Origin of the sequence: Acidiphilium sp. 34-64-41 (genome assembly GCF_002282635.1) — a bacterium.
Taxonomy (GTDB): domain Bacteria; phylum Pseudomonadota; class Alphaproteobacteria; order Acetobacterales; family Acetobacteraceae; genus Acidiphilium; species Acidiphilium rubrum.
This window is the reverse complement of sequence record NZ_NCJX01000028.1, coordinates 23,523-35,923: the sequence shown is the minus strand read 5'-3', so window position 1 is coordinate 35,923 and position 12,401 is coordinate 23,523. Positions and strand designations below refer to the sequence as shown.

Annotated in this window: 13 protein-coding genes; 6 read left to right on the top strand and 7 right to left on the bottom strand. The window is 63.9% G+C overall.

Going from position 1 to position 12,401, the window contains the following annotated elements; genetic code table 11:
- Positions 1-104: 104 nt before the first annotated feature.
- Positions 105-377: a hypothetical protein gene (locus B7X49_RS08030; protein ID WP_286703586.1), complete on the top strand. Its 273-nt coding sequence runs from the start codon at positions 105-107 to the stop codon at positions 375-377.
- 52 nt (positions 378-429) lie between these two features.
- Here the strand turns inward: B7X49_RS08030 and B7X49_RS08025 are convergent, their stop codons facing one another.
- Complete coding sequence (locus B7X49_RS08025; RefSeq protein ID WP_286703585.1) at positions 430-627, bottom strand: heavy-metal-associated domain-containing protein; 198 nt, start codon at positions 625-627, stop codon at positions 430-432.
- 65 nt (positions 628-692) lie between these two features.
- The gene (locus tag B7X49_RS08020; protein ID WP_286703584.1) at positions 693-1,121 is read right to left on the bottom strand and encodes a dihydroneopterin aldolase; all 429 of its coding nucleotides are present in this window, start codon (positions 1,119-1,121) and stop codon (positions 693-695) included.
- Between the two features lie 235 nt (positions 1,122-1,356).
- Between B7X49_RS08020 and B7X49_RS08015 the strand changes: the two genes are divergently transcribed.
- Complete coding sequence (locus B7X49_RS08015) at positions 1,357-1,788, top strand: CHRD domain-containing protein (protein ID WP_286703583.1); 432 nt, start codon at positions 1,357-1,359, stop codon at positions 1,786-1,788.
- A 100-nt stretch (positions 1,789-1,888) separates the two neighbouring features.
- On the opposite strand, the gene B7X49_RS08010 is transcribed toward B7X49_RS08015, so the two are convergent.
- The 3 genes from B7X49_RS08010 to B7X49_RS08000 all read right to left on the bottom strand — a co-directional run bounded on the left by B7X49_RS08010 (position 1,889) and on the right by B7X49_RS08000 (position 4,034).
- Positions 1,889-2,176 (bottom strand): high-potential iron-sulfur protein, encoded by a 288-nt coding sequence (locus tag B7X49_RS08010; protein ID WP_286703582.1) that lies wholly within the window; start codon positions 2,174-2,176, stop codon positions 1,889-1,891.
- Between the two features lie 214 nt (positions 2,177-2,390).
- The gene (locus B7X49_RS08005; protein WP_286703581.1) at positions 2,391-3,368 is read right to left on the bottom strand and encodes a quinone oxidoreductase; all 978 of its coding nucleotides are present in this window, start codon (positions 3,366-3,368) and stop codon (positions 2,391-2,393) included.
- A gap of 162 nt (positions 3,369-3,530) precedes the next feature.
- Positions 3,531-4,034: a DUF2147 domain-containing protein gene (locus B7X49_RS08000; RefSeq protein ID WP_286703580.1), complete on the bottom strand. Its 504-nt coding sequence runs from the start codon at positions 4,032-4,034 to the stop codon at positions 3,531-3,533.
- A gap of 275 nt (positions 4,035-4,309) precedes the next feature.
- Here B7X49_RS08000 and B7X49_RS07995 point away from each other — a divergent pair, with 275 nt between their 5' ends.
- The 3 genes from B7X49_RS07995 (at position 4,310) to clpA (ending at position 8,343) form a co-directional block, all read left to right on the top strand.
- On the top strand, positions 4,310-5,332 hold the full coding sequence (locus tag B7X49_RS07995; protein ID WP_286703579.1) for a lipid A deacylase LpxR family protein: 1,023 nt from the start codon (positions 4,310-4,312) through the stop codon (positions 5,330-5,332).
- Positions 5,333-5,465: 133 nt separating this feature from the next.
- Positions 5,466-5,795 (top strand): ATP-dependent Clp protease adapter ClpS, encoded by a 330-nt coding sequence (clpS, locus tag B7X49_RS07990; RefSeq protein ID WP_029311350.1) that lies wholly within the window; start codon positions 5,466-5,468, stop codon positions 5,793-5,795.
- Between the two features lie 220 nt (positions 5,796-6,015).
- Positions 6,016-8,343, top strand: a complete 2,328-nt coding sequence (gene clpA / locus B7X49_RS07985) for an ATP-dependent Clp protease ATP-binding subunit ClpA (protein WP_029311349.1) — start codon at positions 6,016-6,018, stop codon at positions 8,341-8,343.
- A 159-nt stretch (positions 8,344-8,502) separates the two neighbouring features.
- Here clpA and rnd read toward each other — a convergent pair whose 3' ends face one another.
- Positions 8,503-9,684, bottom strand: a complete 1,182-nt coding sequence (rnd, locus tag B7X49_RS07980; RefSeq protein WP_286703578.1) for a ribonuclease D — start codon at positions 9,682-9,684, stop codon at positions 8,503-8,505.
- Positions 9,685-9,767: 83 nt separating this feature from the next.
- Between rnd and aspS the strand changes: the two genes are divergently transcribed.
- Positions 9,768-11,546: an aspartate--tRNA ligase gene (gene aspS, locus B7X49_RS07975; RefSeq protein ID WP_286703577.1), complete on the top strand. Its 1,779-nt coding sequence runs from the start codon at positions 9,768-9,770 to the stop codon at positions 11,544-11,546.
- A gap of 249 nt (positions 11,547-11,795) precedes the next feature.
- Here the strand turns inward: aspS and B7X49_RS07970 are convergent, their stop codons facing one another.
- On the bottom strand, positions 11,796-12,356 hold the full coding sequence (locus tag B7X49_RS07970; RefSeq protein WP_286838936.1) for an electron transfer flavoprotein subunit beta: 561 nt from the start codon (positions 12,354-12,356) through the stop codon (positions 11,796-11,798).
- Positions 12,357-12,401: the final 45 nt, after the last annotated feature.

Sequence of the window (12,401 nt, the reverse complement as noted above, 5' to 3'; positions counted from 1 at the left end):
TCTGCGACCGTCCCGTTTCATGCCGGAATTATATCACCCCCGCAAACATACGACTAGCAAAATGTCGTCTTAATTACCGACCGATGAGTAATGGAGATCATTATATGTCCATCACAACCTTGCCGGAGCGGAATGTTGCCGCGCACCTGCGCGCAACCAGTGTTGCGCTGCCGCGTGCGGAACTGGCACCACAAGTCGATCTGCTGAAAGCGCGGCTCACATTGCCGCGCCTACCCGAAGGGGTTTCGTTCTTTGCCGATGTGTTTCCGTTCATCGCTGCGATGTTGCTGATCATCGGGTTCGTGCTGATGGCGGTCCCGCTGTTCGCGGATCACTCCGCCGGGTTTCTGGGCGGCAGCGCCCTGGCTGGCCGCTGAGGTGAGACCGGCGCCGGCACCGGTGCGTCGGTGCGGGTCTGGCGGCTGAGCGTCAGGTAACGGTGTAACCCTCGCCGATGATCGCGGCGGTGATGGCTGCGGTGTCAGCAGGGTCGGCGGCATCGATCCGCACGGTGCCGGTCAGCAGATCGACCTCGACCGGCGTTTGCGCGACGACGCTGTGCACCGCCTCGGTCACCGCGCGCACACAATGGCCGCAGGTCATGCCGCCGACGTGAAGTTCAACCATGATCGATCTCCTCTGGCCCATGATGGGGCCGCGCACGTATTATGGTGATTGCCACCATGGGAAGGTCAAGGTGTGCGGCGACGCTCGATCTCGACGCCGGCGGAGACGGCATCGGGGAAGACATCGAGCTTTTCGACCGTCACGCGGGCCGCGATCACCCGCGCATCCGCGAGGCAGAGTTCGGCCAGGCGTTCCGCCAGTGTTTCGACCAGTTGGACGTGACCGGACGCTACAGTCGCCCGTGTGGCGATCACGATCTGCTCGTAATCGACGACGCGCGCCAGATCATCGCGCCCGACGCCGGGGCGCGACAAGTGGCGGCCGCCGGGGCGTGCGGCTTGATCCTCGATCGCGAGATCGAGATTGATCCTGATCCGCTGGGTCCGCCCGTGCTCATGCGCATAGACCCCGATGGCGGCATCGAGCACCAGATCGCGGATGAACATGCGGCGGATGCCCTTGATTGCATCGGCACTGAAAGAACTGTCCTGCATCAGCGGCCTCTGCGCCGCAAACCGGCGGGACGCAAGCACTTCATTGGCGCAAATGCTTGAACGGCGGCGACATGGCGGCGCAGCCGGTTCCGGTGGTTTGCCGATACGTCAGGCACTTGTTGACCTTGCTGCCTGCCCCGCCGGCAGGGCTGTTGCTGCAATGCCTTCTTGCGGACGCATCAGCCACCCCATATGCGCAAAGCGGCGCTGTGCCGTTTATCAAGGGAGATCGACCATGCGCCTATCCGCAACCCGCATCATGCCGTTAACGGCTGCTGCCGTCATCGCCTTTTCGGGCGTTGCCCTGGCCAAAGTGACTTATTTGCACGCGACCCTCGCACCCGGCGCCGCCGTGACCGGCTCGATGGGCAAGGGCAAGATGACCGGCCACTATAATTCGACCACGCACATGCTCTACTGGCATGTCGTATATAGCCATCTGACCAGCAAAGTGACGATGTCGCATTTCCACGGTCCGGCGAAACCGGGTGAGAATGCACCGGTCCTGGTGCCGATCAGCGGTCCGCATGCCAGCCCGATCACCGGCCACGCGAAGATCACGGCGGATCAGGCGAAGGTTCTGCTCGATGGCATGGCGTATGTGAACGTCCACACCGTGAAGTTTCCGGCCGGCGAGATTCGCGGCCAGGTCGAGACCGGCAAGTAATCTGCGGTTTCGTTGATCCGACAGCAAAACGCCCGGTCCTGATGGACCGGGCGTTCTTGTCAGAAGCGGGCGGGACGCGCCGCGCGGAGATGAAATCCGTTCAGGATTTCGGGCTCCACAGCGTGCACCAGCCGGTCGGCGCGATCGAACCGGCGACGGCCTTGCACTTGCCGTTCGCGGTCGCCGAGGAACCGGGGACGTACAGCGCGCAACCATCGCATTGATGACCACCCTTGGGCTTGTCCTGGTATTGCACGGCGGATTGCGCCATGCCGGCGGCCTTGGCGGACTGGGTTGCGACCACGCCTGCGGCGGCGATTGCCGCGGAAAGACCGGCTGCCTTCTTCAAAAGGGCGCGACGACCATCGAATTTCGGGTTCTCAGACATTGGTGACTCCTGTTCTTCGTGTTGGCTGGCGGACTATCGTTACTTTAGGCCGTCAACGGCATTCGGCAAGTGTCATTTGCCTGATTTCAACCAATTGCGAGTCTTTCGCAAATAATCAGTACTGGTGAAGTCCGGTTTTTATACTTCGCGATGATTGCCTCTGGTGCTCGCGGGGCCGGCTTTGATCTGCACGAACCCGTGATATCGGGTGCGATCAGGGGATCAGGACTGTGCTGCCGGTGGTGCGCCTTGCCTCCAGCGCTTCCTGTGCGGCGGCGGCCTCGGCCAGTGGAAACGTCTGGTTGACGCGGATTTTTACAGCCCCGCTCGCCACCACATCGAACAGATCATTGGCGACCGCGACCAGATCTTCGCGCTTGGCCGTGTAGGTCGCAAGCGTCGGGCGGGTCAGGAACAGGCTGCCCTTGGCGGCCAGCATGCCCAGATCGATCGGCGGCACCGGGCCGGAGGCGTTGCCGTAGCTGACCATCAGCCCCAGCGGTGCGAGGGAATCGAGGCTCGGCGCGAACGTGTCCTTGCCGACCGAATCATAGACGACCGGCACCATCGCGCCATCGGTCAGGCGCTTGACCTCGGCCGCCAGATTGGCGTGGCCGATCACCACATGATCGGCGCCGTGGGCGCGCGCGATTTCGGCCTTTTCCTCGGTGGAGACCACGCCGATCACGATGGCGCCGATCTGCTTGGCCCATTGGCACAGGATCAGCCCGACGCCGCCGGCTGCCGCGTGGACCAGGATGGTTTCGCCGGGCTGCACCCGATGGGTCCGGCGGATCAGATATTGGGCGGTCATGCCCTGCAGCATCATGGCGGCGCCGGTTGCGAAATCGATGCTGTCCGGCAGTTTCACCAGGCGGTCCGCCGCGATCACCCGTTCGGTCGCGTAGGCGCCGATCGGGCCGCCGGCGTAGGCGACGCGGTCACCGATTGAAACCTCGGTCACGCCGGCGCCGATTGCGCGGACCACGCCGGCACCCTCCATGCCGAGCGTCGCCGGCAGATGCGGGATTTTGTAGAGGCCGATACGGAAATAAATGTCGATATAGTTGAGCCCGATCGCCTCGTGATGGATCAGCGCCTCGCCCGGACCGGGCTCCGGCGTGGGAACATCATCCCAACGCAGAACCTCGGGTCCGCCATGGGCGTGAATGCGAATGGCTTTTGTGCTCAAAACGGTTTTCTCCCCAAGGTGCCGATGCCCTGAGGGTGCGAGGCCCTGCTGCCCCTGTCAAGATGACGAGACAGACAGGGCGGCAAAACGCGGCTGGCGCCCCCAGGCTGGCGCGCCCCAGATTGGCGCGGCCCCGATGCCTCGGTTGACTGAAATCCGCGCTCAGTCGTTGCGCTGGGTCTGGCCTTGGTTGGACTGTGCCATCTGCGCCTGGTTGATGCGGCAGGAGTGGGGCACCTGGCCCTGGTAACGCATCCAATGCTGGGTCTGCCCGAAGATCGGCAGGCCGATGTAGCCGCGCAGCGCGAGTTCGCCGGCGTTGGTGACGTGGAATTCGGCGTGATATTCGCTGCCGTTGCGCGGATCGACGATGCCGCCGTGCCACGCGCTGCCGTGCTCGGCGGAGGGGCGGATCAGCTCGAAGCCGCATTGAGGCTGGCCCTGGTAGTCGGACGGGATGGCCGCGCCGTGGTTGAGCATCAGGCCGACGATATGGCCGCACAGGCCGGGTTGATCGGCGCAGGGGGCAATCTGAACGACGGCACCGCCGCGCCCGGTCAGCCAGTCACCCACGGGCGAGGGGGCCTGCGCCGCGCTTGCGAAACCGCCCAGCGCGACCCAGAGTGCGCCGAGGATGATGGTGGATGTCAGTGCAAAGCGTCTCATGGCTATATTCCAAAACTTCCTGAAGCGAGTGAAACGGTGAGCGTTTGGTTACGCTCAATTAACTTCGCTCTCGAACTATAACTTACGCTACGATCCGTACTTTGAAACGGATGTATTCCTCATAGGTTCCATGCGAAAAGCGCGCGGATTTCGATGTCAGTGTGGCGGAATCCGCACAGCCATCTTGCTTCGCGGCCACGGCGCGCCATACATTCAGGCTGCGAACCACCAATATCGGGCGTCTGCCGTCCGACATGACATTCAGGACGACCCGCATGACCAAGTCACTGGCTCTGATCGCCCTTTGCGCCGCTCCGCTGCTCGGGATCGCGCAGGGTCAGGCGCAATCGACGACAACCACGGCGGCTGCGGGAGCGGGTTTTCCATCCGGCACCTGGACGATCCAGGATGAAAACGCCTCGATCAGTACGCAGAGCCTGACGGACCGGTACTACGTCAATGGGTTGCACATCGGCTGGACCTCGCATGAGGGGGCGCTGCCGGATGCGGTGGCCACTTTCGGGCATGACCTGCTGGGGGCCGGTGATCAGCGGATCAGCATCAGCCTGACCCAGAAAATTTTTACCCCCGCCGCGACCCAGGCGATCAACCCGCCGGTGAACGACGAGCCGTATGCGGGGTCGCTGCTCGGCACGGTTGAACTGATCCAGGATACGCACAATTCCCGCACCGTGCTGGGGTTCGATGCCGGGGTGGTCGGGCGTGATGCCGGCGCCGAGATTGTGCAGAACGGGTTTCATTCGATCATCGGCCAGAGCGGCACGCATGGTTGGGCGTATCAATTGCCGTCGGAACCCGCGTTCGATGTGCTGGCCTCGCGCACCTGGCGTGTCGGGGTCGCGCAGTTCGGCAATGGGCTGGAGGTGGATGCGCTGCCGCAGCTCTCCGGCATGGTCGGCACGACCGAGGCGTATCTGGAGCCGGCGGTGTCGTTTCGGATCGGCGAGGGGCTGAACTCCGATTTCGGCGCGCCGCTGCTGCGCCCGGGGCCTTCGGGGTCGGATGCGTATCGCCAGACGCGGCCGTTGGTGTGGTATGTGTTCGGCGGGGTGGCGGGCAAGCTGGTCGGGCATGATGAATTTCTGTCGGGGGCCGATTTCCAGTCGAGCCGTGCGGTCAACCCGACCCATGCGGTCGGCCAGCTCGATGCCGGGGTCGCGATCATCTGGCACGGGGTGCGGTTGAGCTATACCCAGGTGTTCCAGACCCGGCGCTATGTCGGGCAGATCGGCGGCATTCATGAATACGGTTCGCTCGCGGTATCGGCGAAGTTCTGACGCCCGATGGCGGCGCTGGGGCGGCCTGCTCACGGACAATCGTGCAGACAATCGCGCCCGTGATGCAAATTTTGCTTTCCCATCCGGGCGACCTGTGGATATGCTGCATCGGATAAGAATTGAGATTAGGTTGATGTCTGGCTCTGATCGTCGTGGTACTGGCAATGGATTGGGCACCGGGGTGGCAACCCGGACGCGCACCAAGACTCGCAAACCGGCCCTCTACAAGGTGCTGATGCTGAACGACGACTACACGCCGATGGAGTTCGTGATTCACGTGCTCGAGCGGTTTTTTTCGAAAAGCCGCGAGGAGGCCACCCGCATCATGCTGCATGTGCACCGCCGCGGCGTTGGGGTGTGCGGTGTGTTCACCTACGAAATCGCCGAGACCAAGGTGACCCAGGTGATGGATCTGGCGCGCCAGAGCCAACATCCGCTGCAATGTACGATTGAGAAAGAATAGGACGATGAACCATCGTCCTGCGGCCGATAAATTTGCAGGGGTGATCTCCTTTGGTCATCATTGCGAAAGGTTTGTGCGGTATCATGTCATGATAGTGTTATACAGACACCGTACGTGCCGAGCCTACGCATGACGACCGATTTCGCGGCTGAGCCGTATCGGGCTTGACCAGGGTGGCATGGGCCGCCCGCCGGAAGCCCGGCTAGGAGTGGATTTTAATATGCTGTCTCGCAATCTTGAACAAACCCTGCACCGCTCTCTGGCGTTTGCCGCCGAGCGTCGCCACGAATACGCCACCCTCGAACATCTCCTGCTCGGGCTGATCGATGATGCCGATGCGCTCACCGTGTTGCGCGCCTGCGGCGTCGATATCGAACGGCTGCGCCGTGAGAGCACCGAATTTCTCGACAAGGATCTGGCCGGCCTCGCGACCGATCGGGCGGGTGACCCGAAACCGACCGCCGGGTTCCAGCGCGTTGTGCAGCGCGCCGCCATCCATGTGCAATCGTCCGGCCGCGATGAGGTGACCGGGGCGAACGTGCTGGTCGCGCTGTTCTCCGAGCGGGAAAGCCATGCCGTGTATTTCCTGCAGGCGCAGGACATGACGCGGTTGGACGCGGTGAATTTCATCAGCCACGGCATCGCCAAATCGCCCGGCCGTTCGGTGCCGCGCACGCCTACCGGCAGCGCCGAGAACACCGAGGCGGAGGCCGAGCAGAAGCCCAAGCGCGGCCAGGACGCGCTGGCGAATTACTGCGTCAATCTGAACAAGAAGGCGCAGGCCGGCAAAATCGATCCGCTGATCGGCCGCGAGATGGAAATCGAGCGCACGATCCAGATTTTGTGCCGCCGCTCGAAAAACAACCCGCTGTTCGTGGGGGACCCCGGCGTCGGCAAGACCGCGATCGCGGAGGGCCTCGCCAAGCGCATCGTCGATGGCGATGTGCCGGAAGTGCTTGCGAAATCGACCATCTATTCGCTGGACATGGGCGCCTTGCTCGCCGGTACGCGTTACCGCGGCGATTTCGAGGAGCGGTTGAAGGCGGTGGTTTCCGAGCTCGAGGCTCTGCCCGGTGCGGTGCTGTTCATCGATGAAATTCACACCGTGATCGGCGCCGGCGCGACCTCGGGCGGGGCGATGGATGCCTCGAACCTGCTCAAACCGGCCCTGTCCTCCGGCGCGCTGCGCTGCATCGGCTCGACCACCTACAAGGAGTTCCGCACCTATTTCGAAAAGGACCGGGCGCTGGTGCGGCGCTTCCAGAAGATCGACGTCAATGAACCCTCGATCGACGATGCGGTGAAGATCCTGCGCGGGCTCAAGGGCGTGTATGAAAAACACCACAAGGTGCGTTACACGGACGATGCGATCCGCGCCTCGGTCGAGCTTTCGGCCAAGTATATCCACGACCGCAAGCTGCCGGACAAGGCGATCGACGTGATCGACGAGGTTGGCGCCTCGCGGATGCTGCTGCCGGAAAACAAGCGCCGCAAGACCGTCACTTTGCGCGACGTCGAGGAAATTGTCGCCAAGATCGCGCGGATTCCCCCCAAATCGGTCTCGGCCGACGACAAGGAGACGCTGCGCACGCTGGAACGCGACCTGAAATCGATGGTGTTCGGGCAGGATGCCGCCATTTCGGCACTCTCCGCCGCGATCAAGCTGGCGCGGGCCGGGCTGCGCGATGCGGAAAAGCCGATCGGCTGCTATCTGTTCTCCGGCCCGACCGGCGTCGGTAAAACCGAAGTCGCCCGGCAGTTGGCCAGCACGCTGGGGATCGAGCTCACGCGGTTCGACATGTCCGAATACATGGAACGCCACTCGATCTCGCGCCTGATCGGCGCCCCGCCGGGCTATGTCGGGTTCGATCAGGGCGGCATGTTGACCGATGCGATCGATCAGCACCCGCATTGCGTGCTGCTGCTCGATGAAATCGAAAAGGCCCATCCGGACCTGTTCAACATCCTGCTGCAGGTGATGGACCACGGCAAACTGACCGACCACAACGGCAAGAACGTGGATTTCCGCAACGTTATTCTGATCATGACCACCAACGCCGGTGCGGCCGATATGGCCAAGGCCGCGATCGGCTTCGGCCGGGAGGTGCGCGTGGGCGAGGATGAGGAAGCGATCAAGCGCATGTTCACGCCGGAGTTCCGCAACCGTCTCGACGCGATCATCCCGTTCGCCGGCCTCACGCCGGAAATCGTGGCGCAGGTTGTCGAAAAATTCGTCATGCAGCTCGAGGCACAGTTGGCCGACCGCAACGTGACGATCGAGCTCTCCTCGGCCGCCAAGGAGTTCCTGGCCGAGCGCGGCTACGACCCGCTCTATGGCGCGCGGCCGCTTGCCCGCGTTATTCAGGAGCTGATCAAGAAGCCGTTGGCCGAAGAGCTGCTGTTCGGCAAGCTGGTGACCGGTGGTGCGGTGAAGGTCAGCTTCCGCGATGGCGCCCTCGCGTTCGATATCGCCGAAGCGCCGAAGCCGGCGCTGCCGAAACCCGAAGGCGATCAGGAAGAACAGGCGCCGCCGCAGGAAGTGCAGTAATCTAAAACCGGGCCGGAATGACGGTGTCGTCGTTCCGGCCTGTGGCTGCCGCTACTGCAATCAGTCCGATATCAGACGCGCCAGAAATTGCCCGCATGGTTTGCGCAGCATGGGAATGTGTGAGCCCGGCACCACGGGTTCCAAGCCGGGCGCGTAATCTTATCCCGCCAACTCCACCACCTCGACCCGGCGCCCCTTGGCTGCCAGGGCGATTTTGCCCGCTTTTAGACGTAGCGCATCCGTGCCGAACACGTCCGCCCGCCAGCCGGACAGGCAGGGCAGATTGGGCGCATCCTCGCCGGCCAACGCATCGATATCATCGCCTGACGCGATCAGCCGTGCCGCGACGTGATTGGCGTTGGCGCGCTCGGCGAGCAGCACTTTCAGCAAGGCGACCAGCGCGGGCGATGGCTTCATCATGTCGTTGGCGCGCGGCAGGTGCGGCAGGTCGCGCTCCGGCAGCGCCTTGGCCGCAGCGATCACGCCGAGCAGGGCGGTGCCCGATTTACCCTCGGCGAAGCCGCGGGTGATGCCGCGCACCCGCGTCAGCCCCTCGGCATCGCCGGGGGCAAGGGCCGCGAGTTCAGGGATCTGTTCGTCCTTGATGACGCGCTGACGCGGAATGTTGATCCGCATCGCCTCACGCTCGCGCCACGCCGCGATCGCCTGCACGAGCGCGAGTTGCCGGCGGTTGGCACCGCGCAGCTTCAGCCGACGCCACGCGTCCGCCGGGTCGGTGCGGTAGGTGCCGGGCTCGTTCAGAATAGCGGCTTCCTCGGCCACCCAATCGAGCCGGCCCTCGCGCACCAGCCGATCGCGCAACGCCTCGTACACCAGGCGCAGCCAGGTTACGTCGGCCGCGGCATAGGTGACCTGCGCGGGTGAAAGCGGCCTTGCCTGCCAGTCGGAAAACCGGTGCGCCTTGTCGATGCTGCCGCCCGCCAGGGAGGACACCAGCGTGTCATACGCCACCTGATCGCCGAACCCGGCGACCATCGCGGCCACCTGGGTGTCGAAAATCGGGGTCGGCACGACACCGAATTTCAGCAGGAAAATCTCGATATCCTGCCGGCAGGCGTGAAACACCTTGACCACGCCTTGGTTCGCGAACAACGCGCCGAGCGGTGCCAGATCGAGGTTGGGGGCCTGCGCGTCGATCACCGCGACATCGCTGACACCGCCAAGCTGGATCACGCATAATTCGGGGTAATAGGTCCGCTCACGCATGAACTCGGTATCGACCGTCACATACGGCTCAGCGGCCAGGCGTTCGCACAGGGCGGCCAGGGCTTCGCTGGTGGTGATCAGGACGGGTTCGGCGAATTTAACGTGCGGCTTCATTATAACGGAGTGCCACGCCCTGTCTTGACAGGAAAGACCCACGACGTCCATTTGCCCCTGATTTCATTCAGGACTGGTCCCCGATGCACGAATATCGTACCCATACCTGCGGCGCCCTGCGCGCGGCCGATGCCGGCAGCACCGCCCGCCTCTCCGGCTGGGTCAACGTCAAGCGCGACCACGGCGGGCTGCTGTTCATCGATCTGCGCGATCATTTCGGCATCACCCAATGCGTGATCCCGAACGGCTCCGCCGTGTTCGACCTGGCGGAAGCCACCCGCGTCGAAAGCGTGATCACAGTGACCGGCACGGTGGTCGCGCGCGACGCCGCTACCGTCAATCCGCGGCTGCCGACCGGTGAAATCGAACTGCGGGTCGAGGATTTCGTGGTGCAATCCGCCGCCGATGTGCTGCCGATCCAGGTGGCGGGCGATGCCCAGTTTCCCGAAGACCTGCGCCTGCGTTACCGCTTCCTCGATCTGCGGCGCGAGAAACTGCACCGCAACATCATGCTGCGCGCCAATGTGGTGACCTGGCTACGCCGGGAGATGACCGCGCGCGGCTTTACCGAATTCACCACCCCCATTCTCACCGCGTCATCACCCGAAGGAGCGCGCGACTTTCTGGTGCCCTCGCGCCTGCACCCCGGCCAGTTCTACGCCCTGCCCCAGGCACCCCAGCAGTTCAAGCAATTGCTGATGGTCGCCGGGTTTGACCGCTATTTCCAGATCGCGCCCTGCTTTCGCGATGAGGCCAGCCGCGCCGATCGCGCCCCCGGCGAATTCTACCAGCTCGATTTCGAAATGAGCTTCGTCGATCAGGAAGAAGTGTTCGCCACGATCGAACCCGTGCTCGGCGGCCTGTTCAAGGAATTCAGCGGCGGCAAAACCGTCAGCGACTGGCCGTTTCCGCGCATCGCCTACGACGACGCGCTGCTGACCTACGGCTCGGACAAGCCCGATCTGCGCAACCCGCTGAAAATCGCCGACGTAACCGATGCCTTCCGGGATTCCGGCTTCGGCCTGTTCGCCAAAATTGTCGCGGCCGGCGGCGTGGTCCGCGCCATCCCCGCACCCGGCGCCGGAGGCAACCCGCGCAGCTTTTTCGATAAACTCAACGATTGGGCCCGCACCGAAGGCGCCGGCGGCCTCGGCTACATCATTTTCGAGGCGGACGGCGCCAAAGGCCCGATCGCGAAAAACCTTGAACCGGCGCGCGCCGAAGCCATCCGCACCGCCGTGGGCGCAAATCCGGGCGATGCCGTGTTCTTCGCCGCCGGCCCGCGCGATACCGCCGCGAAATTTGCCGGCAGCGTGCGTACCAAACTCGGTAACGACCTCGGCCTGATCAGCAACGATAGCTTCAAATTCTGCTGGATCGTCGATTTCCCGATGTTCGAAATGGATGAAGACACCAAACAAATCGCCTTCAGCCATAACCCGTTCTCGATGCCCCAAGGCGGACTCGAAGCCCTCAATACCCGCGACCCGCTGACCATCAAGGCATTCCAGTACGATATCGTGGTCAACGGCGTCGAACTCTGCTCCGGCGCCATCCGTAACCATAAACCCGAAATCATGCTGCGCGCCTTCGAAATCGCCGGCTACGGACCCGAAATCGTCGAAGCCCAGTTCGGCGGCATGCTCAACGCCTTCCGCTACGGCGCCCCACCCCACGGCGGCGCCGCACCAGGCATCGATCGCATGGTCATGCTGCTCGCCGATGAACCCAACCTGCGCGAAGTCATCACCTTCCCCCTCAACCAACAAGGCCAAGACCTCATGATGGGCGCACCCGCCCCCGTCGATGCCACCCGCCTCCGCGAACTGTCCCTGGCACTGGCCCCACGTAAGCCGAACTGATGCCGGGGGTGGTGCGGGTGAGGCGGAAGAAAGCAAGATCAGGGGGCTTTGCCCCCCGAACCCCCCACTAAGGGCGGAGCCCTTAGAACCCGCTAGTTTTAGGCAAGGGGAGGGCGACACAGGCCAGATCGACGGAACCACCGAGGCAGCGCCCTCCCCTTGCCTAAAACTAATGGATTTTAAAGGCTCCGCCTTTAACGGGGGTCCAGGGGGCAGAGCCCCTTGGCCTTGCTTACCTCCACCTCACCCTCACCGCCCCCGGAACTGTTCGACATACGCGAGCACAGCAGCAGCGGCGGTTTCGGGGGTGGGGGCGAGCATGAGGTGGCCGGCGGTGGTGGGTTGGGTGGTTTCGGCGATCAGGCGGGGGCGTTGGCGGTAGGGGCGGATTTCGTGATTGTCGGTGGGGCTGGGGGCGGGGATGCCGGGTTTTTCGTGAATTGTGCCGCTGCGCCTTGCGCGGAAGGCGAAGGTGCGGGCGGGTGGGGCCGCTTCGTGGATTGTGACAATGGCGGGCCGGGCGAGGGTGAGGCGCCGGCGGGCACCGCGGGGGAGCGACTGGAGGATGGCGAGGTCGTTGCCGTCGGGTTCGATGGCGATGGCGTCGGCGGCGATTGGCATAGCGCGGGCGCGGGCCAGCCGATAGGGCAGCAGTCCCGAGTCGGTGCCGCCGCGGCCGCGCCGGCCGGCCAGGATCAGATCGGGGCGGGTGCGGTCGATTTCGGCGGCGAGTGCGGCGAGGGGGTCATCGGCGGGGTTGGTTCGCAGCAGGGTGAGTGTGGTGAGGCCGTGGCCGAGGGCATCGAGCACGGATGGGTCGGGTTCGCCGGCGTGCAGGCCGGTGGCCGTGGCGTG

What these genes read in the sequence shown, in the direction of transcription:
- aspS (WP_286703577.1), top strand. Translation starts at nt 9,768, where the DNA reads ATGCACGAATATCGTACCCATACCTGCGGCGCCCTGCGCGCGGCCGAT.
- B7X49_RS08025 (WP_286703585.1), bottom strand. Translation starts at nt 627, where the DNA reads ATGGTTGAACTTCACGTCGGCGGCATGACCTGCGGCCATTGTGTGCGC.
- B7X49_RS08020 (WP_286703584.1), bottom strand. Translation starts at nt 1,121, where the DNA reads ATGCAGGACAGTTCTTTCAGTGCCGATGCAATCAAGGGCATCCGCCGC.
- B7X49_RS07995 (WP_286703579.1), top strand. Translation starts at nt 4,310, where the DNA reads ATGACCAAGTCACTGGCTCTGATCGCCCTTTGCGCCGCTCCGCTGCTC.
- B7X49_RS08010 (WP_286703582.1), bottom strand. Translation starts at nt 2,176, where the DNA reads ATGTCTGAGAACCCGAAATTCGATGGTCGTCGCGCCCTTTTGAAGAAG.
- B7X49_RS08000 (WP_286703580.1), bottom strand. Translation starts at nt 4,034, where the DNA reads ATGAGACGCTTTGCACTGACATCCACCATCATCCTCGGCGCACTCTGG.
- rnd (WP_286703578.1), bottom strand. Translation starts at nt 9,684, where the DNA reads ATGAAGCCGCACGTTAAATTCGCCGAACCCGTCCTGATCACCACCAGC.
- clpA (WP_029311349.1), top strand. Translation starts at nt 6,016, where the DNA reads ATGCTGTCTCGCAATCTTGAACAAACCCTGCACCGCTCTCTGGCGTTT.
- B7X49_RS08030 (WP_286703586.1), top strand. Translation starts at nt 105, where the DNA reads ATGTCCATCACAACCTTGCCGGAGCGGAATGTTGCCGCGCACCTGCGC.
- clpS (WP_029311350.1), top strand. Translation starts at nt 5,466, where the DNA reads ATGTCTGGCTCTGATCGTCGTGGTACTGGCAATGGATTGGGCACCGGG.
- B7X49_RS08015 (WP_286703583.1), top strand. Translation starts at nt 1,357, where the DNA reads ATGCGCCTATCCGCAACCCGCATCATGCCGTTAACGGCTGCTGCCGTC.